The organism is Gracilimonas amylolytica (assembly GCF_002911695.1).
Classification (GTDB): domain Bacteria; phylum Bacteroidota; class Rhodothermia; order Balneolales; family Balneolaceae; genus Gracilimonas; species Gracilimonas amylolytica.
Genome location: NZ_PQBS01000004.1, coordinates 45154 through 70251 on the forward strand (window position 1 = coordinate 45154; position 25098 = coordinate 70251).

The following is a 25098-nucleotide window of genomic DNA, read 5'->3' on the forward strand; positions in this document are numbered from 1 at the left end:
GAAAACATTACCTTTGGTTTAATTTAAAATACAGACTATGAGCAAACAATTTACTTTGATGGACCGGGCGAGAATTGTTCGCACATTAAAACGCCTGGCAATTCAGATATTGGAAAAATCATCTACCGGGGAAGACCTGGTTATTATCGGACTGAATGAACGGGGTTTGACAACAGCCAAAGAGATCGCTGCTGACATTTCTGCGATCATTGAGGAAAATGTGACCGTCCACAATTATAACATTGCGGACAATAACCCTGGAAGTACCTTGCCGGACTGCAGTGACAAACAAGTGATACTTGTGGATGATGTGATCTTTTCGGGTAAAACCATGTTTGAAGCACTATCAGCTGTAGCTTCGATCCATGATCCAAAATCTATCAGGATCGCAGTTCTGATTGATCGGGGGCACCGAAAATACCCGTTATCTGCAGACCTGACTGGAATGACTGTGCCAACAAAACCCGGGGAACACATTGAAGTAATGCTCAAAGATTCAAAACTAAAAGAAGCGGTTCTTTTCAAAAATTAACGACAAAAAAATCATGAATAACACGACCCATAAATTAATTATCCTTTCGCTACTTGTGGTTTTCAGTACACAAGCTAAGGCTCAAAATATCTCCATACCTGATACCCTGAGTGGCTGGACTCAGACCTGGGTTGCAAACCTGAACGGCTCCCAGGCTGCTTACAACAATTGGTCTCAGGGTGGTGTTAGTACCCTGAGTGGAACAGCTTCATCCGTATTTACACTGATGTATAAAAAAGATCAATTTAGTTACGGTTTCAGAACAAATCTGAAATACGGACAATCTAAAGTTAAAGATGAAGGCGTACGCAAAACCGATGACCTTATCGCTATTTCCAACAGGTTCAACTATCAGTTCAGGGAAGACGGTACCCTTTCGAGCTATGCGACTATTGCTTTCAGAACCCAGTTCGATGACGGTTTTGAGTACACAGCTGACCCAAATGTAGCAGATGTTCGAATCTCAAGCTTTATGGCTCCGGGTTATCTATCAGAAAGCGTGGGTCTTTCCTACAAACCGGCACCTGCTATCATATTTGAGGCTGGTCTTGGACTTAAACAAACTTTTGTAACAGAAGATGAACTGGCTCCTGAATATGGCCTGGATCCCGGGGAGAATTTCAGATCTGAGGGTGGTTTAACGACCGGCATATATTATGAGAAAGAGGTATTTGAAAATATATTATATACCAGTGCTGTCGAAACGTTCACTAATTTCCTGATCCCTTTTGATGAAACCGATGTGGTTTGGGGAAATGAATTGGTTGGAAAGATCAATAGCCTGATCAGTGCTTCATTTCAATTCGAGCTTAGATACGACAACGATTTCTCACGTGAAATTCAGTTGAAACAAGTGCTTTCTGCAGGTATTTCTGTTAACCTTTACTAATGGATCCCCAAGCACAAAAGTCTCTGAAAACCGGTCTTAGATCGCTTAATGAGTGGATCAACTCTTATGGTGCCTGGAAACCTGACGAAACTCTACAGTTTTCTGACGAAAAGGCTGCCAAAGTCTTTGACCGGTTAACTCAGCGGCTTAAAGGGAATTACCCGTTTGAGCATCCCGTTTATGCGGGACAAATGCTCAAACCACCTCACCCACTATCCTGGGCAGCCTATGCAATGGCTATGTCCATCAATCCAAATAATCACGCGCTGGATGGTGGACCGCCATCATCAGAAATGGAAAAAGAAGCCATTGCTGAACTTGCTGATTTTTTTGGATACGGAGATACCTACCTGGGCCATCTGACTGCCAGTGGCACTATTGCCAACCTGGAGGCTTTGTGGATCGCCCGTGAGTCTCATCCGGATAAGAAGATCGCCTTTTCGGATCAGTCCCACTACACACACGAACGCATGTGTTCTGTGTTACGGGTTGAAGGAATTAAGGTACCGGTCTCTGAAGACGGGTATTTTGATCTTGATGCTATTGATCCAGATCAGATAGGCACGATGGTCGTCACACTTGGCACGACCGGTCTTGGCGAAGTTGAACCTCTCGATCAGGTACTGCCATGGGCTCGGGAACATGGTATTCGTATTCACATTGATGCGGCTTACGGTGGCTTTTTCAGAACCTTGATGAATTCGGATCTAATTGACGGAACCTCCTGGCAGTTTATGCAGGAAGCCGACAGTATTGTAGTTGACCCACATAAGCATGGTCTTCAGCCCTATGGATGTGGTTGTGTGCTTTTTAAAGACCCTTCGGTTGGTAAATTTTACAAGCACGATTCCCCCTACACTTATTTCACTTCCGAAGATCTGCATCTTGGGGAAATTAGCCTGGAGTGTTCACGGGCAGGGGCAGCAGCTGTGGCTCTTTGGACTACCCTACAACTGTTTCCATTGAAGGAAAAGGAAGGATTTGGCCCAATTCTTACCAAGTGCCGTAAAGCTGCTCTTAAGATGTACGAATTGACAAACTCCGGTTCTAAATTAAAAGCCTTCAAAAAACCTGAACTTGACATACTTGGGTATTTCCCTGCCACTGCCTATTCCACTTCAGAGATCTCTTCTCTCTCAAAACAGATCTTCGACCGGGGAATGAACGACCACTCATATTATCTCTCCCTCTACCGAATTCCAACCAAGACATTCACTCGCCTTCATCCTGAATTCAAAGCAGATTCAGAGAATGTGACCATACTACGCAGTGTATTTATGAAGCCTGAGCATGAGGGTTTTGTCAGTGATCTTTATAAAAACATTGAAAACAGATTATAGTAATTTTACCTATGGTAACAGACATCTTCAAACTCATCTTCCATCACGATCAACGTCTTAACAAACTTGATGATCAGGACTCTCCTGTAAACCCTAAGAAGATGGAATCTTCACTGGAAGATTTCATGAAGCCGGATCCCACATTTTCCAGTTTCTATTTTTCGGGAACCGATCTGAATGAAGAGCGTTTTGGTTTAAACGTATTGGAGGCCTACGATCGGGTGCTCAATGCCCTGCAAATGGCCTTCCCTGATATACAGATATTTACTCATACCAATAAATACCTCTCGATTAAGGATGCTGTAGAAGCTATCGATCTAAATGAAGCTTTAGTACTTTCAAATGAAGATATGATCGATCTTGATATTTCAGATCTGAATACAAAAAAAAACTCACATAAAAAGACCCTCAAGAAAGCACTTGAGACCGGTCATATGACCCTTTACAAAGTGCCGGCCAGGAATGGGTTTGATCTGTTAATGTATTCACAAAAGAATGTATATCGCGAAATGTTCTTTCCTCTGCAAAAATTAGTGCCCGACCATTTTCGCTTTTTCAGCATTAATGGAAAGAAATTCAATACAGAACGCCATTTCTTTTTTGAGACCTGGACACTCGATCGTCCGCCTCACGGTTTTGAGGAAGTCCACCCCGAGACAGTACTTTAGTGTTCGGTGCTTAGGTGTTAAAGCGTTACCTGCAGAAAATTTGGTAACACTCTCACACCTTAACACTACTTTTCTACTCCGGGAACATTCATTGGCTCGGTATTCTGCCACCAAAAGGTCGGTAATTCTCGCTGATTTGGAAATACTTCATCCAGGGTTTCGGCTTCGTACATATACCCGTTCTTTAAAATAAATGCCAGGTCTTTCGAATTCCGGATATCATCCAATGGATTCGAGTTCAGGATCAACAGATCAGCTAATTTACCCTCTTCTATAGTTCCAAGGTCGGTATCCAAACCAATGGCTTCAGCACCCTGAATGGTGGCTACTTTCAGGATATCATGTTCTGAAATACCACCCGACTGCATCGCCCAAAGTTCCCAATGGTAACCCAGGCCTTGTAACTGACCATGGCTTCCCACTCCGGCCCGGCCACCGGCTTCAACCAGATCTTTCACAAACACAGATTGTTCTTGAAACACATGTTCTTCTTCCATAAACCAGCCCGCATTTCGGCGCCGGGTACGTTCATCCAGATTATGATGTGGCATGAACCGCTGAAGCTTCACCTCATCATGGGGGCGCTCGGTAGCATAGTAATAATTCTCTGCCCAGGGACCGCCATATGCTACAAGAAGAGTCGGAGTATAAACCGTTCTCGAAAAGGTTGTGAGATCGATCACATCTTTATAAAGTGGAAACACAGGGAAAGAATGCTCGTGCCCGGGATAACCGTCAATGACCTGAGTCAGGTTTTCCTTAAAATCCAAAGAACCTTCCGTTGTCGGCATTAATTGCTCTTCCTTGGCTGCCTGAATGATCCACTGTCTCTGCTCACGGTTACCGGCTCCATACATCTTGATGGTTTTGGTATCATAATAGTCACTGTATCGCTTCATGACATCCCGGGCATGATCCAGATCTTTGATATTTTCACTGCTGAAAACACCCGGTCCGGTTGAGTACACTCTTGGTCCCAGCAGTTTTCCGGCATGAACCAGATCCTGATAGGTCAATACATCCGTAGTAGCCGTTTGTGGGTCTCTGGTAGTTATAACACCATATGCCAGATTCGTCAGATAACTCCAAAATTCGCCACGATGCAGGTTCACAGGATGACGGAAATGGGCATGTGTATCCACAAACCCGGGAATAATTGTCTTCCCAGAAACATCTCTGATCTCAGCTCCTGAAGGGACATCAACGTCTCCTCGCTCACCGACTCCAATGATCCGGTTATTTCGGATCACAAGATCTGCATTTTCGATGATCTCATCATCATTCATAGTGACCACCGTTGCACCGCGAAGCACCAACACTCCTTCAGGAATATCCCGATCGGCCATTACGCTTATCTTGATCTCCAGAGGCTTGTAGCCTTCATCTTCTTTCTTTTCTTCTTCTTTATCTTTCTCCGATTCATCTTCACCTTCATCATCAGCCTCAGATTTTTCCTCCTCAGCTTCCATCTCTTTTGCAGCTTCAACGCTATCCTGATATGCTTCCTCGTCTTCAAGATCATAGATCACATGGGCATTCCCGATGGACCAATGAATACGATTTGCATCCCAGCTCCAGGCCGGAAATTGTCCGCCAATATCGGTCAGTTTATTGCTTGGAAATGAACTTGAGGATCCACCCACTCTGATGTTCGGTGCCTCCCCTCCAACTTTTGGTACTGTCACAACAAATAGATCCGTTCCGATCTGTGCAAGCGCCTGATCTCCTTCGGGTGCCATGCGTATCCACGAGGCATTTCCTCCACCGCTTCGGCTCACTTCAAGATGTTCCTTTTCATCGGTTCCATCCCACCTGATTGATGACAAACCGCCCCAGCTGGAGAGATAAATTCGATCCGTTCCCTTTATAAAATGAGGGTTTGAGCGACCATTGGTGTAGGTAATGAAATTATTCTCACTGCCATCGGCATCGATCCAGATCAGGTCACTTGTACCCTGAAAAGCCGATCTTTGTGTAGCATTTCTAAAATCCTGAGGCTGACCCTTGATCACTACAATTCGGCTTCCATCATTATTCCACACCGGATCCTGAAAAACTCCTTCTTCTTCATTCAGTTGCTGAAGTCTACGACCATTTGGCTGAACCTTATAAAGTTTTCCGGTTTCGGGAGTCCAGGTTACAAAAGCGATCCATCTTCCATCCGGCGACCATACGGGTTGAGCCTGTGTTTCATCCAAATTCACCAGCTTTTGTGGTTTGCCATCAGGCAGCTCCATGGTATAAATTTCATTTAATGCAGTGAATGCGATCTTGCTCCCATCAGGTGAAGGAACCGCATCCCGGATCTGAGTGATCTCGAATTGTGGTGTATCCTCAATAGGATAATCGAAGTCCAATTCAGGACCAAGCTCGATCGTCCCTTTTACTCGGAACGGAATTTCTTGGGCATCCCCACCATTTATGGGTAGCTTCCAGATCTTACCTCCGTAAGATGTGATCACAAATTGATTATCCGGAGTAAAGGACATTCCGGGCAGTACATCCCGTGTTGCCCGCGACTCCTGATCATCATGCTGAACCGGATAGGCCAGCCAGCTCTCATCACCTGTATCAAGATCACGTTTCACCAAACCGGTGTGTTCATCGTGTCGGGTACCATACACCAGCCATTTTCCATCGTTTGATAAAGTTGCCCGGAAGGATGATCCATAACGGTTACTTTGATTGGTGATCTCTCCGGTTTCCCTGTCATAGGTTGCGATCTGATATTGAGGCAGGGAGGCATTGTAATTCCAGGTTCCGGATCGTCTTGAAAACCACACATAACGATCATCAGGACCAAAAGCACCTTCAGTCATGCGCAGGTTTCCGGGTTCATCGACCAAAGGAGTCCCTGAACCACCATCAATATGATACATCCAGATCTTATGGTTACCGGGATCATCCTTAGAGGCGATCACATATTTACCATCCGGTGTCCACTCGGGCGACTGATATTCATTGTCCTTACCACGCGTAAGCTGCTCCGTTTCTTCGGTTTCCACATCGTAGATCCAAACCCCTTCCCCGCCTGAGGCATCAGAAATGAAAGCGATCTTCGTGCCATCAGGGTTAAACCGGGGCTGACTATCGAACTGCATCCCTTTAGTGATCTGAGTCGCATCACCGCCTGATATGGGCATAGTGTACAGATCTCCCAAAAAGTCGAAAACTATGGTTTCACCGTCAGGACTCACATCCAGTGATATCCACGAACCTTCTGTCAGATCAAAGGAAAACTCCCTGCCGGGTTCCAGTGGCAGATCGTTAAGCTCTTCTTTATCGGTAGAATCAGGTTCTGCACTATCATCCTGTGCAAATACCATTTGAGAGGCGGAGCTAAATATTAACACCATCATGGTTAGTTTCAGAAAAGTGGAAGCAGTTTCAAACAATTTCATAGGTACTGAATTAGATTATAATGATGGGTGAAGCTAAAAAATTTAATTACTCAGCCCAACGTTTTTACAAGTATATACAAGAGTGCCAACTATATCTTGATTGTAAACATAATTGAATGGAACACTGATAACGCTGATCCAGCAGTTGGGCGCGGATTTTAAATTGTCACATTTTTCTTACAACTAATCAGCGAAGATCCGCACAATCCACCTCATGTGCGTTCAATTCTTTAGTTAGCCAAAGCTCAGAATTCTTCACAACCCAAAACATTGGATTTCAGAAATGTTATCTTCCTCAAAAATTTTCATCTATGACCTTTTCCGAAAAATTACATCGATCTGTTTCGAATACAGGTTCTACCCTATGTGTGGGTTTAGACCCTAACCTGGAACTTCTCCCCCAATCCGTAAAAGATCAGTTTGACAGCCCTGAAGAACAAGTTTCTTATTTCTGCAAATTAGTGATCGATTACACTTCCGAATACTGTGCCGCTTTTAAGCCTAATCTGGGTTTTTTTGAAGCATTGGGTCCCAATGGACTTTCAGTATTTGAAGAAGTCATTGAGCATATTCCAAGTGACAAGATCATTATAGCCGATGCCAAGAGAGGTGATATCAGCTCCACAGCCGAACACTATAAAAAAGCGTTCTGGGATGAATTTGACGTGGATGCAGTGACCCTGAATCCACTTATGGGATTTGAAACTTTGGAAGCATTTTCCAAGAATGAGTCGAAGGGAGTTTACGTGCTCACCCTTACCTCAAATCCGGGTGCTGATGATTTTCTCAAAAAGCCATTTCGTGGATTTGACCTTATGGCTCAGTTCATAGCCGATCAGCTTGCTAAAAGATCTACATCCGCCACCACCCACTTGGGCATGGTGATTGGTGCCACACAGGCAGAGGAATCGGAATCTGTCCTGTCCTATCACAGCGAAGGAGCCTTGTTGATCCCCGGAATTGGAGCTCAGGGCGGATCAGTTTCGGAACTTGAAAAGGCCTTACGAAATCATAAAGGCATTCCACTGATCAATTCCAGCCGTGGAATCATCTATGCCGGCAAAGATGAAGGTGATTGGCCTGAATATGTGGCAGAGGCTGCACGAAATATGAAGCAAAAGTTGAATCAGATCACACAACGGTATGTCTAACAAACCTGAAGTCATTGTTTATACAGATGGAGCCTGCAGCGGAAACCCCGGTCCGGGTGGATGGGGAGCTATTCTAAAATGGAATGGAACGGAAAAAGAACTTTCGGGAGGGCATCCTCAAACCACCAATAACCGCATGGAAATGCAGGCAGTGATCGAGGCATTGAAGGCACTCAAAAAGCCCTGCCTGGTAAAAATTCACAGTGACAGTGCCCTTATCATAAACGCATTCCAACAAGGATGGATCAAAAACTGGCAAAAACGGGGGTGGCGTAAATCCAACAAAAAACCGGTTGAGAACAAAGAGCTGTGGCAGGATATGCTAAAAGCCATGGAGCCACATGAAGTTGTTTGGGTGAAGGTAAAGGGACATGCTGGTATTGAGTTGAACGAGCGAGCAGACCAACTGGCTGTCGCAGCTACGCAGCGAATTCAAAATTAAAGATTCAAAATGTTGAATTTTTAATTCACGAAAGTGAAGAAAAAGGCACCAGGTCCAGATCATCAAACAGCCCCAGATCAGCCTTCATCTTTCCGGTGATTGCGATCATGGCGGCATTATCGGTGCAGTAGCTTAATTTTGGAGAGTAAAATTGCACTCCCATTTTTTCTGCCATTTTCAGGGATTTCTCCCGAAGCATGGAATTGGCGGAAACTCCCCCTGCAAGCAATACCGTTTTCACTCCCGTTTGCTCGATCGCCCGCTTTAATTTCTTTACCAACACTTCCGAAATGGCAAAGGATACGCTGGCACATAAATCATTCAAATGCTCCTGTATCCAATCCTCGTCCTTATCTTGTAAATAATACAGTACGCTTGTTTTTAAACCCGAAAAACTGAAATCCAACCCTTCATGCAGTAACGCCTGTGGAAATTTGTGAAATTTAGGATCACCTTCCTTTGCCAGCCTGTCCATATGCGGTCCGGCCGGATAGGGCAAACCCAAAAGCTTACCGATCTTGTCAAAAGCCTCGCCGGCAGCATCATCACGGGTTTCACCAATGATCTCATGTTCAAATGGAGATCTTACATGAACTAATTGCGTGTGCCCCCCGGATACGGTAAGGGCGATCAGCGGAAACTCCGGCTGATGATCGATGAAATTAGCGTAGATATGCGCATCCATATGATTCACCCCGATCAATGGAATGTTTCTTGATAAAGCCAACCCTTTAGCAAAACAAATTCCCACCAGAAGTGAACCGAGTAAACCCGGTCCCTGAGTAACGGCAATAGCCTCAATTTCATCCAATGAGGTTTCACTTTCTTCGAGGGCTTGCTGAACCGTTTGCGTAATGGTTTTCTGGTGCGCACGGGAAGCTAATTCCGGTACCACTCCGCCAAACTGAAGGTGTACGGATTGTGCGGCAATAACATTGGATAGAACTCCTTGGTCGGTTAAAACTGCCGCAGAGGTATCGTCACAAGAAGATTCAATGGCTAAAATTTTCATACTTCAAAGATACGAATGTTGCACCTGAAAGACATGAAGAATGGAACGCGGATTAGGCGGATTGAGCGGATTTTCGCAGGCTTACGATTATTTCTTTCCTTTCCATGACTATCCACAACATTTGCGTTATCCGTGTTCTATTCCATTGATCTCCACAAACAAAAAAATCCCGCTCCGGGAAAACCAAAGCGGGATCTTAAATTTATCGAGAGTAAGTGAGAAAACTCAGCTTACTTCTTGTCGTCTTCGTCATCAACTACTTCATAGTCGGCATCAACGGCATCGTCGCCACTGTCTGCGCTATCAGAAGCTGTTTCGCCCTGAGCGCCGGCACCTTCAGCACCTGCGGCTCCGCCTGCTGCAGCTTCTTCCTGAGTAGCTTTGTAGATCTCTTCAGAAGCACCGGACCAGGCCTGATTTACAGCTTCGATAGCTGCATCGATCTCGTCGATGTTCTCTTCTTTGTGAGCTTTCTCTAGGTTTTCAACGGCCTCTTCAATAGCCTTCTTGTTCTCATCAGAGATCTTATCTCCGTATTCATCAAGCTGCTTCCTGGTTGAGAACACCAGGCTGTCGGCCTGATTCAATTTCTCTACCCGCTCTTTGATCTGTTTGTCTTCTTCTGCATGCTCTTCCGCAGCTTTCTTCATTTTTTCGATCTCCTCTTCGGATAATCCTGAAGAAGATTCGATACGGATACTTTGCTCTTTTCCGGTTCCTTTGTCTTTCGCGGTAATGTTCAACACACCGTTTGCGTCAATATCGAAGGTCACTTCGATCTGAGGCACTCCTCGTGGTGCCGGTGGAATTCCATCTAAGTGGAAGCGGCCAAGGGTTCGGTTATCCTGAGCTTTGGCACGTTCACCCTGCAGTACATGGATCTCTACGCTGGACTGATTGTCAGCGGCAGTAGAGAATACCTGCGACTTACTGGTTGGGATCGTACTGTTAGACTCGATCAATGGAGTCATCACACCACCCATGGTTTCAATTCCCAGAGTCAGCGGAGTCACGTCGAGAAGAACTACATCTTCCACATCACCGGACATCACACCACCCTGAATGGCAGCACCTACGGCAACCACTTCATCAGGATTTACGCCTTTGCTTGGGTCTTTGCCAAAGAAGGCTTTTACTTCTTCCTGAATTTTTGGAATTCGGGTTGAACCACCCACCAGAATGACCTGATCGATATCAGACTTTGACAGTCCGGCATCATCAAGCGCTTTCTTGCAAGGGTCGATGGATCGTTTTACAAGATCATCAACCAATTGCTCAAATTTGGCACGGCTCAAGTCTATATTCAGGTGTTTAGGTCCTGAGTCAGTAGCCGTCACAAACGGTAGGTTGATATTGGTTTTCTGTGAGCTTGAAAGCTCGATCTTGGCTTTCTCAGCAGCATCTTTGAGTCGCTGCATTGCCATTGGATCTTTGCGAAGGTCGATGCCTTCATCTTTCTTAAATTCGTCTGCCAGGAAATCAATGATGCGCTGATCAAAGTCATCGCCACCGAGGTGAGTATCACCGTTGGTTGATTTCACTTCAAATACACCGTCACCGAGTTCCAGAATTGAAACATCAAAGGTACCACCACCAAGGTCATACACAACGATGGTCTGGTCATCATCTTTTTTATCCAAACCATAAGCCAGTGAAGCAGCGGTTGGCTCGTTGATGATACGCTTCACTTCAAGTCCGGCAATTTTTCCGGCTTCCTGAGTGGCTTTACGCTGGGCATCATTAAAGTATGCAGGAACCGTAATTACAGCTTCTGTTACCTTTTCACCCAGATATTCTTCAGCGGTTTGCTTCATTTTCTGAAGAACCATAGCTGATATTTCCTGTGGTGCATATTTACGGTCTTCGATCTCAACACGTGCCGTGCCGTCGTCACCTTTTACCACTTTATAAGAAACCTGCTTGGTCTCTCCTTTAACCTCATCAAACATGCGGCCCATGAATCTCTTCACGGATGCCACTGTCTTATCCGGGTTGGTGATCGCCTGACGTTTAGCAGGGGCACCTACCAGTCGCTCTCCATCTTTGGAGAAAGCCACAACAGAAGGTGTCGTTCTTCCACCCTCACTGTTCTGAATAACCACCGGCTCACCGCCTTCCATTACGGCCACGCATGAGTTGGTTGTTCCTAAGTCAATTCCTATGATTTTTCCCATTGGTCTGTTCTGTTTTACTTTTTACTGTTATTAATATTCTTTTTATAGTGATGAGTGATCAAGTAATGAAGCAAGTTTTTCTGATTCTTTACTCGTTCATTCAAAATCTCACTGATAGTTTTATAAGACTACTTTATTGCTCATCACTTCATTACTAAACTTATTTAACCGGAATGGACTGTGAGTCCTTCAATGCCTCCGACTTTGGCATGGCGATCGTCAGAACGCCGTTTCTGAAACTGGCAGACACTTCTGCTGCATTCACATTCTGAGGAACGGCAAATGCGCGGGCAAAAGCACCACGTCGTCGTTCCTGTCGCTTGAATTCTTCTTCGTCTCCGGCAGTAATCTCACGTTCACCTTTCACCGTAAGCACATTGTTTTTCAGGGAGATCCCAATTTCTTTTTTTGATAGTCCGGGTAGATCCAGCATGATCTTATACTCATCCTCACTTTCCAGGATATCGCAATCGGGAGCAAAGTCTTTTTCATCATTGGCCAAAGGCACCACTTTTTCCACAAACTGCTGAATGTCCTTCCCCAGCTTGGACAGGTGCCGCTCAATTTCGATACCAAATTCTGTAAAATCTCCCATGTGCGTAATGGTTTATTCAAATTCATAAGTAGATAAGCAATACCAATGCCAACTTTTGAAGAGCGTATCAATACTGACGTAATGACCGACGTATTGTCAGAAGTGGTGGGTGATAAATTGATAAGAAATGAAGTAGGCTAAATGATACTATCGATTTACTTCATCACTCTTCAATTCATCATTTTTTCGAGATCTTCCCAGAAGGTAGGATAGGAAACCGCAGCTGACTCTGCATCTTTGATCTTGCTTTCACCCTTTCCTTTAAGTGATAATACAGCGGAGGCCATGGCAATGCGGTGGTCGTGGAAAGATTCGAATTCAGCAGATTGAAAGGTAAATTCCGGATCTCCATGGATGATGAGGCCGTCTTCCTGTTCTTCAAAATTGGCCCCCACAGCTTTTAGCATTTTAGACATCGCCATGATGCGATCGGTTTCTTTGTGGCGGAGTTCCTCAGCGCCGGAAATAACGGACGTTCCTTCTGCAAATAACATGGCTACGGCAAGGATCGGCAGTTCATCAATACAATTTGGAATCATCTTAGGATCGATCTCTACTGCTTTCAGATCCGACCCTTTCACCTTGATATCCCCGACCGGCTCAGCTCCTTCCATGCGTTCATTTTCGATGATAAGGTCAGCTCCCATATCTCCCAAAATATCCAGTAGAGCACTTCGGGTAGGGTTCAATCCCACATTCTCGATCAGCATTTCAGCATTATTCTGAATGGCACCGGCCACCAGCCAGAAAGCAGCGGCCGAGAAATCTCCCGGAATGGTATAACTTTGTTCCGGGATCTCATCAGCAATACTGGCAGAAATGATCTTTTTCCCATTTTCCCACTGTTGATGCAGATTTAGGAGCCGCTCAGTGTGATCACGGCTAGGCAGTGTTTCAATTACCCGGGTTACTTCCTCTCCAAACAAACCGGCCAGTAAAATACAGGATTTCAGCTGGGCACTTGGAACCGGCAGCTCAAATTCCATCGGTCTCAACGGTTCAACCCGATTGATAAACAGTGGTGCATAAGCAGAGTTCCGTGCAAGAATATGGGCTCCCATAGCTTCAAGCGGCTCAATGATACGCGTCATGGTTCTGCCACACAGTGAGGCATCCCCGATCAATTTGGCAGATATACCGGCTCCCACCAATACACCGGAAAGTAATCGCATGGCTGTGCCTGAATTTCCACAATCCAGATCCTGCTTTGGTTCCACAAGGCCATCCCTTCCTTTTCCCTCAATGATGAGGTCTCCCGAATCCTCTTTTACAATGGCACCCAACTGCTGAACACATCGAAGGGTACTTTGCGGATCCTGGGCTTGAGAATAATTCCTGATCCTCGACTTACCATCATAGAGCAACGAAAAGATCGCCGCTCTTTGAGAAATAGACTTATCTGGAGGAAGTTGCAGAGATCCTTTTAATGAACCGGCACCGCTGACAGTTTTGATCATAGGTCAGCTTGATCTAATAAAGCCCGGGCTCTTTGCTCCGCTTCCGTTCCGGGGTAAGAATCAATAAGGGAGTTCAAAATGGTAACGGCTTCCCCTCGATTCCCCATTCTTAGATGACACTCAGCACTGTTGTACATCGATCGGGAAACCCAGGTATCGAAGGCCTCAAAGAGCACCCGAACTTTTCCGTATTCTTCCAGGGCTGCGTTATACTGTTCCTGCCTTTGATTGATCTCACCTAAATAGAATTGCGCCTCAGCTCCCACCTCCGTTGTGCTTTCTTCAGCTATGGGGCGTAAGTATTCATCGGCTTGATCAAAATTACCTTGCTCTAAAGCCACTTTACCCAAACCGGCTTTAGCTGATTCACTGTTTAAGTTGATCTCAAGGGCAGATTCAAATTCTTCTTTTGCTTTCTCAATCTGCTCGCGGGCAAGGCTGGCATTACCCATTCCAACCAAAGCTTCCTGACGAAATCTGGGTGAACTCTCAAATAATTCTGCATAGTTGGCATGCGACTCAGCATAAGCACCCTTCTCGTAATTCAACATACCCAGGGAAGTAAGTGCTGAAGATGCGATCTCACTTTCCGGAAATTCATTCACTATGGTTCGATAGGTTTCTATGGCCTCATCGACCTGACCGGTTTGTCGATAGGATTCTGCCAGGTTAGAGTAAGCCTCCGGCATTAACTCTTCGGAGTTCGTCACTCTTAAATACTGACGAAATTCCCCGATCGCATTTTCATAATCCCCACGCTGAAAGACATTCAGTGCCTGTCGGTATCGAAGCTGATCAGCCGTTTGACTGGCAGGATTATCACTCAGGAAGTCTTCGAGTATAGCCGAACTGCTGTCGGTTCTTCCGGCTGAAAGCTGTGCAAATTGAATACCATCGATCGCCTCAATGATGTAGTTACTTTTTGGATAGTCATCCAGAACTTTTTGGTACGCGGCAATCGCCCGTTCGTATTCCCCGGCATTATAATACGCATCACCAATGTTATACTGAGACCGCGCGGCCCATTCTGTTCCGGGGTATTTGCTGATCACAGTCTGGAATTCCTCGATGGCCTGCGAGTAGTTATTGGTATTCAGGTAGATGTAAGCAATGTTATACTGAGCCTGCTCCCGTAACCGGCTGAACGGATAGATCCGTAAGGTTTTCCTGAAATTTGAAACAGCCTCAAAGGTTCGGCCCGCACGGTAGTAACTATTAGCCACCTGAAACATCGCATAATCTCCACCGGGCTCTGCACCAATGGCACGATTATAACTTTCAATAGCTTCGCGATAACGACCCAGGGCATAATAAGCATCCCCGATCCTTAACTGCACATCCGTATCATAAGGGAAAAGAGCTGTTTCCGGTGCCTCATAATTTTCAAGGAAATCTCTGAGGGGTTGAACCGCCTGTTCATACTGCCCCATTTGAAAATGACTCCATCCCAGCGAATACAATGCTGCCCCCATCATATCAGAATCCGGGTAGTTCTCTGTGTAGATCCTGAATCGCTGAGCGGCGCTGTTGAATTGATTCATTTTGTAATAACTGTCAGCACTCCAGAATAAAGCCTCACGTCCGGTTTCAGAATTTGCTGAACCGGTATAAACTGTTTCAAACAGTGGCTGTGCTTGTTCATAAGCTTGATTTCTATACAAGATCCAGGCTTTTTGGAAGGTGGCCTGACGTCTTAACTGTGGGTCAATATCCGCAACTTTCTCAGCTTCCTCAAAAGCCTGAATAGCCCGGGTATATTCTGCATTCGCAAAAAATGCTTGCCCCAGCATCGTGTAAACGTTACCGGGCTCTTCCAGTTCAACATCACTTCTCACCAATTCCAGTAACACTTCGATCGACTCTCCATATCGGGATGCTTCAAACGCTGAGATCGACCATTCGTAGTAGGCCTTTTCAACCCAAAGTCCGGTTTTAAAACGATCACCGAAATCCCTGAACGAATTGATGGATTTACCATACTGTCCACCCAGTTTTTCATTGACGGCTTTGTAATACTGGGCTTTTCTGGCCACTTCATCTTCACCGACTGAGGCACGGCCAAATGATTCAGCCGCCCAATGATAGATCTCCTGTTTGTGATAGACCCAACCTAAACCATAATGTGCGATCCTTTCCTCTGGGGTTCCTTTCGTCAGATTGATGTATCTGAGATAGGTTTTTGAAGCCTCATCATACAACCCCAGGTAATTCTGACTTTCCCCTATAAGAAATATAGCCTTGCTTAGCGATTCATCATCCAGATACGGCAAAGCAGATTCCAGAGCCTCGATCGCCTCCTCATATCTTGCCTGCTGGTAGTAAGATTCTCCCAACGCAGTGCCAACCCGTCTGGTGATCTCACTATTAGGATAGCGCTCCTTAAGAACTTCAAATGCTTCAGATGCAGCCGTGTATTGTTCCTGACTCAAAAATAATCTTCCCCGTGCATACAGTGCTTTTGGCGCCCATTCGGATCTGGGATAATCTTCAGCCAGCTCCATAAAGTATCCCCTGGAATCCTCATAGTCTCCGTTTTCGGCCGCTGCTTCAGCGATCCAGTACATGGTTTCGGCCCCATCCTTGTCACCCATCCAGGAATCCACCGCATCTTGATAATACCTGATAGCCGTTTCATATTCGCCTTTATCGGTAAAACGATGCCCAAGATCTCTCAACAAACGCTCAGATAATTCATGTCCGGTGTGTTCTAAAACGAATTCCCTGTAGTAAGTCTCGATATTTGCAGAATCGATCCCGGTTTTTGCACGCGTTAAAAAATAATCGGATGAAACTCTGAGTTCGTGATCAGGGTACTTTGAATTAAAGGTCTGCAGGTTCTCCGATGCTTCTTCAAAAAATCCTTTTTCGTATAGATCAACCCCCGTTTGATACAGATGGGTTTTAGAGGTTTGGATATCCTGGGCGCTCAGACCGGACGCCATCATGAAAATGCATAGAAATGTAAGGGTACTGCTTTTTGGAACGGAGAGCATGAAACTCGTTTACTAAATTGGGTTAATAGTTACTTCTTATATGTCAAGATAGCGAATAAGTTCATCCGCCCGGTCAGAAAAATTATTTTCCAGTGCTTCACTGTTGGCTTCAGAGATAATAGTGTAGCCAAAACGGCGTAAGCTGGAGCTGATGGTAGAAGAGTCCTCTAAATTCAACTTAAATGAAACTCTGTATGATGGATTGTCTGCACTTGGTTGCTGTACAGCCACACCCAATATCTTTGCGCCTTCCATTTCAATGATCCTTACAAGGTCTGCAAGGGTGAAGTCCGGCTGATTCATTTCAACCGCGATCACGGATCCAAAACTGGACAGATTAAAAGCTTCACCAAGAGCCGCTAACAGGTCTCTTTTTTTGATCATACCCTGAAAGGACATTTCATTATCCACCACAGGGATCAAATACAACTCCTTGGCCAGCATTACCCTGGAAGCTTCAAACAAGTGTTGATCTTTTGGAACGGTCAAAGGTTCATCCAGTTCCACTTCACTCAGAGCTGAACTTTCGTCAACCACTTCAATTAGTTTTTCAAGAGAGGCCATACCAATGACTTTTCCATCCTCATTGACCACACAGAATTTATTGGTGTGTAACAACTCGATCTTCATCAGGGCTGTTGCCACTGTATCTGTGAGCTTAAGAGGTGATATGTCGGTATTTAAGATCTCTTTTACTAGCATAGTTATACAACTTCACCGTTAGTCCCAATAGTATCCAACAAATGGGATAATTGCTTAAAATCTTTTTCAGCCATGCTGAAGGTCATTTCAACATCCGTTCCTTCATAGGACTCGTTTTCAACCGTTGCGTTCTCATGAATAAAAGCAACTGCTTTGTATTTTGAAACCGGAATTTGAAGCGTATGACGATCATAATCCAATTCTATCATATCCTCAATACTTCTCTCGAGTTCCCTGAGCCCTATTCTTTGCTCTGCTGAGACAAATATCGCGTTAGGATACCGCTGTTTCATATCGGCAACCTGTTGGGCTTCCATTTTATCTACCTTATTGAAAACCAGGATTGTGCGTTTATTGGTAGCCTTAAGTTCTTCCAGGGTTTCCTCAACCACCTCTATGTATTCGTCTGCCATCTTTGAAGATGCATCAACGACATGCAATAAGATATCCGCCTCACGAACCTCATCAAGCGTAGATTTAAAGCTTTCTACCAGGTTATGCGGCAATTTCCGGATAAAGCCTACCGTATCGGATAACAGGATGGAGTGATTTTCAAGTTCATGCCGCCTTACCGTGGAGTCCAGTGTAGCAAACAAACGATCCTCAGCAAATACCCCGGTTTCAGTAAGTGCGTTCATCAGGGTTGATTTCCCGGCATTGGTATATCCTACAAGAGATATACGGTTCATACCTTCCCGGCCTTTCCGCTGCGTAGTACGTTGCTTGCTCAGTTTATCCAGCTTATCCTTAAGTACTGATATCCTTCGGCCGATCAGGCGCCGGTCAGTCTCGATCTGTGTTTCACCCGGGCCTTTTGTTCCAATTCCACCTTTTTGGCGGGATAAGTGAGTCCAGTATCGCGTTAACCGTGGTAACAAATATTGCAACTGCGCCAGTTCAACCTGAGTTTTAGCGGCTGCCGTCTTGGCTCTTGAGGCAAATATGTCAAGAATGAGAGAGCTTCTGTCCAATACTTTGGCATCGGTTCCATGCTCAATATTTCTTAACTGGGTGGGTGACAGGTCGTCATCAAAGATCACCGTATCAATCTTTTTCTCTTCCATGATCCGCTTCAACTCATGCAGCTTACCTTTCCCTATGTAAGTGGATGAATCCGGATGGGTCTTGTTTTGAAGGATCTTCTCAATGGTAATGCCACCGGCGGTGTCGGTAAGGAGTTCAAGTTCATCCAAATACTCTTCCGCCTGAAACCTGCTTGTCTCAGGACCATACAGCCCTACCAATACAACCCGTTCTCTTTCTATGTCTGAATTTTTAACGTCGTCTAACAAATGTGATACCTACTTATTCTTCCTGAATTCTCTTGAGGTCAATATCCGGAATAGATTGCCCTTCCAGCTTATTTTCCAACTTTAAAGATACAATTTTTTTAACTGCTTCGTGCTGCCTGAAAGGGACGAACAACTTTAATTGCTGATACCCTTCACGGATACTTTTGTTCATTTCTGAATAACTGAACAAATATTCTTTTCCTTTCTTTCCATCCCGTTCCACATAATCGAGTATCTGAAACCATGGAATGGTTTGAGACGGGTCATTGATATTTTTCACGATCCCGTAATCTGTTATGTAATATTTGGATGCAAGGTAACTTGAAACGAACCACATACAGCCTATCCACAGATATGCAAATAGGATGCCATACCGGGTGGAATAGCCGTTTACGACTACAATTGACACAAGTGTCAGGGTTAATACCAAAAAAACGGTAGCAAAAAGAGGGTATCCCTTCAGTTTTCCAGACCTCCAGCTCAGGCGTACTTTTCTTAATCTCAGCTTATTTTGCAGGGAATAACCTGCCATTAACGTTGAGGCAACAGCAAAAAAGAGAACAACTCCTCTGAAAAATATGCTTAGCACTTCATTTATTTCCATAGGTCTAATCCAGCGTTTCGGCTTTATACCATCGTGACACTACTGACTCTGCTATTAAAAAAAATAATCCGGCCATCATAAACCAACTCCATATTTCTCGCCCAAAACCTGTAGAAGCGATTTGGCTCTGAAGTTCGTTTCCGTCCAGATCTGCGGCTGCTATTTGCAGCACATCAACTCCATTTATCAGGTCTTCAATGGTATTTGAATCGAAGGTATCAAACAAACTTTCTGACTTTTCAGCATTGACGGAAAGTGAAACTTCACGGATTCCGTCTTTGATCGTGATCCAACCCGGTTTCCAGTCTTCAGCCGGGTAACGCAACCTCACGCCCGAGGATACCACATCTACAGAAGGCCGGATCTGATCGGAGCCGGCTTCTATAACGGCTCCATCTGCATTTATATTTCCAACCCAGGAGAAAGGTTGCCCTAAAGTATGACCTGAAAATCCCCCCTGATCCGAAGAGGCTCCATACAATAAAAGCCGATAGTAAAATGGGGCGTACACCGGCTGAACAGGAAAATTCGACCAGCCGGGATCATTCCCGATGGCAGCAATGATCAGCGTGCCTTCCCCGAATCTTTTTTCGTGGATCAGTGGATCCCCGTTGTTGAGTGCGAACAGGTCAAATTGTACTCCGGTATCTGAACTCAAAAATTTCAGGTAGTAAAACACAGACGGGTTGTTAATTCTTAACTCCTCGTTTTCATCCTGTTCGAACAATGCTTCAAAGACCGGGTGCTCCTGAAGCAGTTCATCCGCTACGGCAATAGATTGGAAGGATGCATAATCACCTATCACTCCTGCAAACCTGCCGGCATTGAACTCTTCAAACAATGCATTATAATTTTCAAGATTTCCATTTTCTGACGGAAAGAAAATCAATCCTCCCCCATTCTGAACAAAATCCTGTAACCGTTCAAAACTATATTCCGGAATTCCGGTGAGGCCATCCAGTATCACGGCATCAAAACCCGACAAATTTTCACCTTCCAACTCATCCATTGCAATCTCATTGTAGGCCAACTGTGCATCATTTTCACCGGCAGCCTGCAGCATGGTTGTGGTGTAAGAGAGCTGTTGGTCTCTGGGGTTGGTATCACGAACCAACAGGATGTTTCTCTGTTCCGGTATCTGCACGGAGAAGTAGTAAGTATTATCTGCCTGAAATTCATCTCCTTCAATGATCACCCTGCCGGTAGAAGATCCGGCCTGAGCAGGAGTCACCTCAAACGAATAGGTCTTTCTTTCATTGGGCTCCAGAGAAACAGAATATTGCCCCACATTCTCTCCTTCAAACTCCATGGTCACAAATTGATTGATGGCATTGACAGAACCTTCATTTGCCAATACAACTTCAACAGTAAATGGGATCCCGGTTCCCATCATACTTGTTGAACTGTTGACTCCATCAACATAGGTATTTTGTACTTCGACCTCGCCGACATCGATCAACGTGATCGAAATGTTATCCAATTCTATATCCTGAAGCGGTGACACCTGCGAGCGTTGGGTATCCGTAATAAAAAAGAGGTTCTTATTTTGATACGGCGAATTGTCAAGCGCTTCTACCAGCATTTGCAGTCGAGAGGCAATAAAATTACCTGAATTAGACACTTCCTTTTCCTCCAGAAGGCGATCCACATTGGTACTGCTTAGGATGTTTCTTAACGTTTCTTCACCGTTTGTAAACTGTATGATAAAGCGATCATCATCCCTGGCAGATTCCCGGATCACCTCAACGATCTCTTTTGCATAATCGAAAAGCGGCCCTTGTTTGCCAATTCTTGACATACTGATACTATTATCAATCAGAATTCCGTTAATCGCGGGTGCCTGAACAGCGTTACCGGAAGAGTATCCGGGCGGCAAAAATGGGCGCGCTAGTACAAACGCAAAACAGGCAATGGCCAGCAACCGAAGTATCAGAAGTAGGTACCGCTTGATGCGAATTCGCTTGATGGTGGTATTCTTTAACTCACGAAAAAAGGAAAGTGAAGAGAATGATACCTTCTGTGGTTTTCTGAGATTCAGAAGATGGATCACCAAAGGTAATCCCACGGCAATTAACGCCAGTAAAAAAAATGGATTTAGAAAACTCATTTAGCGCTCAAAAAATGTTACCTTTACGTTTCTGACAGGAACTTTTTATGCTTACTTCAATTAGCGATTACATAATATCCAAAACAGCTTATTATTTCTCATTGATGCAACGTCTTACAAATTTCTTAATTACTTTTTTCATTTTAAGTTTTGTCGCCGCCTGTTCTTCCCTTCCTGAAAATGAATGGTACAAGCTGATACCTGAAAATTCCACCTTTTTGGTTGTACCTGATGATGGAGTAAATGTACAGGATATTCTCACCAAAGAGTATGCATCATTCCTCGATGATATGACTCCTTCAGGTATTCAACAGATCGCCGGGTTGGGAGAAAACCTTGATTCACAGCTTACTCTAAAGGCCCTCGTTTTAAACCCGGTTACTTCTACTGATTCTGAATTGCTTTACATTATTGATTTCAGTGACAGAGACCTTAATGACTGGGCCTCAAACTTTTATCAGCCGTTTACACAAAACAATTATCAGTTCAACGAAACCGTCATTCATCGTTTATTTTTTAACAGGGATGAATTGTATGCCGCTCAGGTTAATGGCAACCTGATCTTATCAAGATCCAGCCTATTGGTTGAGAACGCTATACGAAGTTACGCGGGGCTCTCTCCTGCTATCTCACTTGATTCTGAACCACCAAGCAACTCACTGGTTCTCAATACTCCAAAGCTCGATAAATGGATCGAACAATATGCACAGGTGAGCAGCCGCCCCGGCCTTCTTAACTCTTTTGAAGGAACGGCTCCAACAATTATCAACACTCAGTTTGTGGAAGATACCACGGCTAATGTACAACTGTCCGGTACTATCCCTTTAACGGATTCTCGTTCTATTCTGGTGGATGCTTTTTCATTCGAAAATAAACCCATCACCTTAGATCGACATATTGCAAGTAATGTAGCCTCGTTTGCGATCATGCGCCTCCCGGTGGTTTCAGTGCCTGCTGAGCCTGAAGAAGCTTTCATGACTCCCCTGGATTCTCTGTTGACAAATAACGTGGATCTGTATCAGGAGATAGCCGCTACCTTGTCTTCAGAATTTGCCTTCGAATCATTTCCCGAATCCGGTCTTCTGGAAGAAGGAGAGTATTTATTTATGCGTAAGGTCAACAACCTGAGTAAACTGCGTCAGGAATTGTTTGAACTGAATAATGAGGGTTTTGTAGATCGTCAGGACAATACCTATCAGATCAGCAGTCAGGTATTTGGTGAATTGATCGGCTCAGAATTAAGTAACCTGCGTGATTTCTACCTGGCCTTTTCCGGGGATGTCGTGGTGATCGCCAAGCGTAAAGGCTTGGCTGAAAGCGTCAATTCTGACCGCATCCGCCGTCGAGTGATCTACTATGAAGATTCCTACTCTGAGATGAGGGATCGGCTTCCTGAAGCTATCAGTGGTTTGGTATGGACCGACTCAAACGAATTTTTGAAATATATCACCCCTTATCTCAAGCCTGAGCATACAGCCGGTGCTGTATTAAGCCGGTTTGACATTACAGCTATGGCATTTACCACAGGTAACAGTACTGTAGATTTCACTTTAAATACCTTCTCCAAAGAAGGTTCCAGCGTTCCTTACGAAGAATTGTGGGTGGTACCATTATCGAATTACGATCTGAGTGGCACCCCGGTGCTGGGTGATCTGGTGGGAAGTTCCGCTGATGAGATCGTTGTATCAACCCAAAACGGGCGTGTTTTGGCTCTTGCCATGGATGGAACCATTGCAATGGAAACTTCCACAGAAGGGCTGGAACCGGTCGGCAGTCCTGTTTTATATGATTGGTATGGGAATAATCAACAGGTTGTACTTCAGGCAGCCGGTTCAAAGATCTTTGCCTGGAATGAAACCGGAGAACTGCTTCCGCGTTTCCCTATTGACATGAACGAACAGATCTCAGCCCCAATCCTTGTACAGGATATTTTAAGAAACGGTGTTCCCGAAATTGTTGTAGCAACTCAAGACCGCAAAGTCCATGTGCTGGATGGCCGTGGTGATAACGTACGTGGCTGGCCACAAAACACTAACACTGTAGTGAACACTAAACCGGTATTCAGTTTAGTTGACGACACCTGGTCAGTTTGGGCATTTTCTGAAAATACCCTTCACAGCTGGTTGCGAAATGGAAATGCGCGACCGGGTTACCCTCAATTCATTAATGCTCCCTTTAGCGGTTCACCCATTTTATACAAAGATCAGATCATTGCCGGTGCAGCTGATGGGAATATCTATTCTATCGGTACAAACCCGATTTTCTCAGATTCATTAGCCTCAGTAGTTTCCGAAGATTCTGTGGGAATCCGTTCTTTATATGTAGCTAATAATGAGATCTCATCGGTTCAGATACAGCCTAATGTACTTCTTAAGGATTCAACGGACTTTTTTAATGAAGATCTTCTTGTGACTCAAAGCACGAACGGTTCACTCTTTTTATATAACAATAGCGGTAAACTGAGATATACAAAGAGCCTGGGTCAACCGGCCTCAGATACTTTTTCGCCTATCATTACAGATATCAATGCTGATCTGAACAGAGAAGTTCTGGCTTTAGCTGAGTTTGGCCGATTGTTTGCGTGGGAGATCCTGACGGATAAGCGACTCTTCAACCTTCCAACTTCCGGAATGAAACATGCCTTGATCACGGATATAAACGGTGACGGGCTGAAAGAACTGATCGCGCAAACGAGGGAAGGCTTACGCTGCTGGACCATCAACAAACAGGTTACAGAAGAATAGTAAGAGAAATCAGATCTACTGAGTAACCGGACTATTAATTACTCAATTCAGTTACAGGATATCAGCCAGGGCTTCTTCGAGCTCCTCAAAGCGAAACTCGAACCCGTTAACCTGTAACTTTTTGGGTTGCATTCTGATGCTATCTGTTACAGGTTTGGAAGCTTCCCCAAGAATGATATCCAAGGCAAATTTAGGAACCCTAAACAGGGATGGCCTTCCCATAACATCACCCAATACTGCAGAAAATTCGTTCATGGTAACCGGGTTCGGCGATCCAACATTATAAGCACCTTTGATCTCACTGTTTTGCAAGGGAAAGATGATCGCCTTACAAAGGTCCGTCCTGTGCACCCAACTCATGTACTGTTCGCCATTTCCAATGGGTCCCCCCACAAAAAATTGAAAAGCAGGTATCATTTTTTCCAAAGCTCCTCCTCCTTTTTCGAGAACGATACCGATCCTTGGATTAGCAACCCTGATTCCCAATTCCAGAGCTTTATGCGATGCTTTTTCCCATTCCACACATACCTGTGCCAAAAAATCATCGGAAGCAGGTTCGTCTTCTGTTAGTATATCTTCTCCTCTATTGCCATAATATCCTGAGGCAGAGGCTGAAACGAACACTTCAGGACGGTTTTTGGCTTTTTCCATTGCCTCTACCAACTGCTCTGTGGTTTTAACGCGGCTATCCATGATCCGTTTTTTAACCTCATCCGTCCAGCGCTGACCAAATATACTTTCACCGGCGAGATTAATAACCGCATCCACATCTTCCATCTCCGATACCAGGTCATCTTCCCATGATATGAAACGCTGATTCTGAGCGTTTTCATCCTCATATTTCTTCGGGCTTCTGGTGATGATCACAAGGTGGTGCCCTTCTTTAAGAAGCATGGTTCTTAGCTCGTTGCCTACAAATCCGGTTCCACCGGTGATAAGAATATTCATTTTGTATCAATTAATTTTTGATTGGCACTTTTATAACCGTAAGAATG

The 25098-nt window shown here is 44.8% G+C and carries 18 protein-coding genes; 7 read left to right on the top strand and 11 right to left on the bottom strand.

Translation table 11 applies throughout. From position 1 onward, the window contains the following. The first annotated feature begins 37 nt into the window (after nt 1–37). From C3B73_RS00195 to C3B73_RS00210, 4 genes are read left to right on the top strand one after another with little or no spacing between them, the layout of a single operon-like run. Nucleotides 38–532 (top strand): phosphoribosyltransferase family protein, encoded by a 495-nt coding sequence (locus C3B73_RS00195; protein WP_232802864.1) that lies wholly within the window; start codon nt 38–40, stop codon nt 530–532. Nucleotides 533–545: 13 nt separating this feature from the next. Next, nucleotides 546–1421 carry a DUF3078 domain-containing protein gene (locus C3B73_RS00200; RefSeq protein ID WP_103663620.1) on the top strand — a complete coding sequence of 292 codons (876 nt, stop codon included), beginning with the start codon at nt 546–548 and terminating at the stop codon, nt 1419–1421. Continuing rightward, nucleotides 1421–2761, top strand: a complete 1341-nt coding sequence (locus C3B73_RS00205; RefSeq protein WP_103663621.1) for a pyridoxal phosphate-dependent decarboxylase family protein — start codon at nt 1421–1423, stop codon at nt 2759–2761. Before C3B73_RS00200 ends, C3B73_RS00205 begins: the two co-directional genes overlap by 1 nt. An 11-nt stretch (nt 2762–2772) precedes the next feature. Beyond that, on the top strand, nt 2773–3429 hold the full coding sequence (locus C3B73_RS00210; protein WP_103663622.1) for a hypothetical protein: 657 nt from the start codon (nt 2773–2775) through the stop codon (nt 3427–3429). A gap of 65 nt (nt 3430–3494) precedes the next feature. Here the strand turns inward: C3B73_RS00210 and C3B73_RS00215 are convergent, their stop codons facing one another. Next, nucleotides 3495–6830: an amidohydrolase family protein gene (locus tag C3B73_RS00215; protein WP_103663623.1), complete on the bottom strand. Its 3336-nt coding sequence runs from the start codon at nt 6828–6830 to the stop codon at nt 3495–3497. A gap of 311 nt (nt 6831–7141) precedes the next feature. On the opposite strand from C3B73_RS00215, the gene pyrF reads away from it, so the two are divergent. Together pyrF and rnhA are read left to right on the top strand one after the other, a co-directional pair. Then, complete coding sequence (gene pyrF, locus C3B73_RS00220) at nt 7142–7981, top strand: orotidine-5'-phosphate decarboxylase (protein WP_103663624.1); 840 nt, start codon at nt 7142–7144, stop codon at nt 7979–7981. Then, nucleotides 7974–8423 (top strand): ribonuclease HI, encoded by a 450-nt coding sequence (gene rnhA / locus C3B73_RS00225; RefSeq protein ID WP_103663625.1) that lies wholly within the window; start codon nt 7974–7976, stop codon nt 8421–8423. The genes pyrF and rnhA overlap by 8 nt, the downstream gene beginning before the upstream one ends. Nucleotides 8424–8448: 25 nt before the next feature. On the opposite strand, the gene tsaD is transcribed toward rnhA, so the two are convergent. The 9 genes from tsaD to C3B73_RS00270 all read right to left on the bottom strand — a co-directional run bounded on the left by tsaD (nt 8449) and on the right by C3B73_RS00270 (nt 21359). Next, on the bottom strand, nt 8449–9435 hold the full coding sequence (gene tsaD, locus C3B73_RS00230; RefSeq protein WP_103663626.1) for a tRNA (adenosine(37)-N6)-threonylcarbamoyltransferase complex transferase subunit TsaD: 987 nt from the start codon (nt 9433–9435) through the stop codon (nt 8449–8451). 230 nt (nt 9436–9665) lie between these two features. Next, entirely contained in the window at nt 9666–11609 is a 1944-nt protein-coding gene (dnaK, locus tag C3B73_RS00235; protein ID WP_103663627.1) for a molecular chaperone DnaK, read from the bottom strand. A gap of 160 nt (nt 11610–11769) precedes the next feature. Next, entirely contained in the window at nt 11770–12204 is a 435-nt protein-coding gene (locus tag C3B73_RS00240; protein WP_103663628.1) for an Hsp20/alpha crystallin family protein, read from the bottom strand. A gap of 170 nt (nt 12205–12374) precedes the next feature. Further along, nucleotides 12375–13661 carry a 3-phosphoshikimate 1-carboxyvinyltransferase gene (gene aroA / locus C3B73_RS00245; protein WP_103663629.1) on the bottom strand — a complete coding sequence of 429 codons (1287 nt, stop codon included), beginning with the start codon at nt 13659–13661 and terminating at the stop codon, nt 12375–12377. Next, a complete protein-coding gene (locus tag C3B73_RS00250; protein ID WP_232802865.1) occupies nt 13658–16654 on the bottom strand; it encodes a tetratricopeptide repeat protein in 2997 nt (998 codons plus the stop codon). The genes aroA and C3B73_RS00250 overlap by 4 nt, the downstream gene beginning before the upstream one ends. A gap of 36 nt (nt 16655–16690) precedes the next feature. After that, the gene (locus C3B73_RS00255; protein WP_103663630.1) at nt 16691–17356 is read right to left on the bottom strand and encodes a CBS domain-containing protein; all 666 of its coding nucleotides are present in this window, start codon (nt 17354–17356) and stop codon (nt 16691–16693) included. A gap of 2 nt (nt 17357–17358) precedes the next feature. Further along, nucleotides 17359–18648 (bottom strand): GTPase HflX, encoded by a 1290-nt coding sequence (gene hflX, locus C3B73_RS00260; RefSeq protein ID WP_103663631.1) that lies wholly within the window; start codon nt 18646–18648, stop codon nt 17359–17361. Between the two features lie 13 nt (nt 18649–18661). After that, nucleotides 18662–19252, bottom strand: coding sequence for a hypothetical protein (locus tag C3B73_RS00265; RefSeq protein ID WP_232802866.1), 591 nt, complete (start codon nt 19250–19252; stop codon nt 18662–18664). Between the two features lie 4 nt (nt 19253–19256). Further along, nucleotides 19257–21359 carry a BatA domain-containing protein gene (locus C3B73_RS00270; protein ID WP_103663632.1) on the bottom strand — a complete coding sequence of 701 codons (2103 nt, stop codon included), beginning with the start codon at nt 21357–21359 and terminating at the stop codon, nt 19257–19259. A gap of 104 nt (nt 21360–21463) precedes the next feature. Here C3B73_RS00270 and C3B73_RS00275 point away from each other — a divergent pair, with 104 nt between their 5' ends. Beyond that, nucleotides 21464–24103 (top strand): PQQ-binding-like beta-propeller repeat protein, encoded by a 2640-nt coding sequence (locus C3B73_RS00275; protein WP_103663633.1) that lies wholly within the window; start codon nt 21464–21466, stop codon nt 24101–24103. Between the two features lie 51 nt (nt 24104–24154). Here C3B73_RS00275 and C3B73_RS00280 read toward each other — a convergent pair whose 3' ends face one another. Continuing rightward, nucleotides 24155–25051, bottom strand: a complete 897-nt coding sequence (locus C3B73_RS00280; protein ID WP_103663634.1) for a TIGR01777 family oxidoreductase — start codon at nt 25049–25051, stop codon at nt 24155–24157. Nucleotides 25052–25098: the final 47 nt, after the last annotated feature.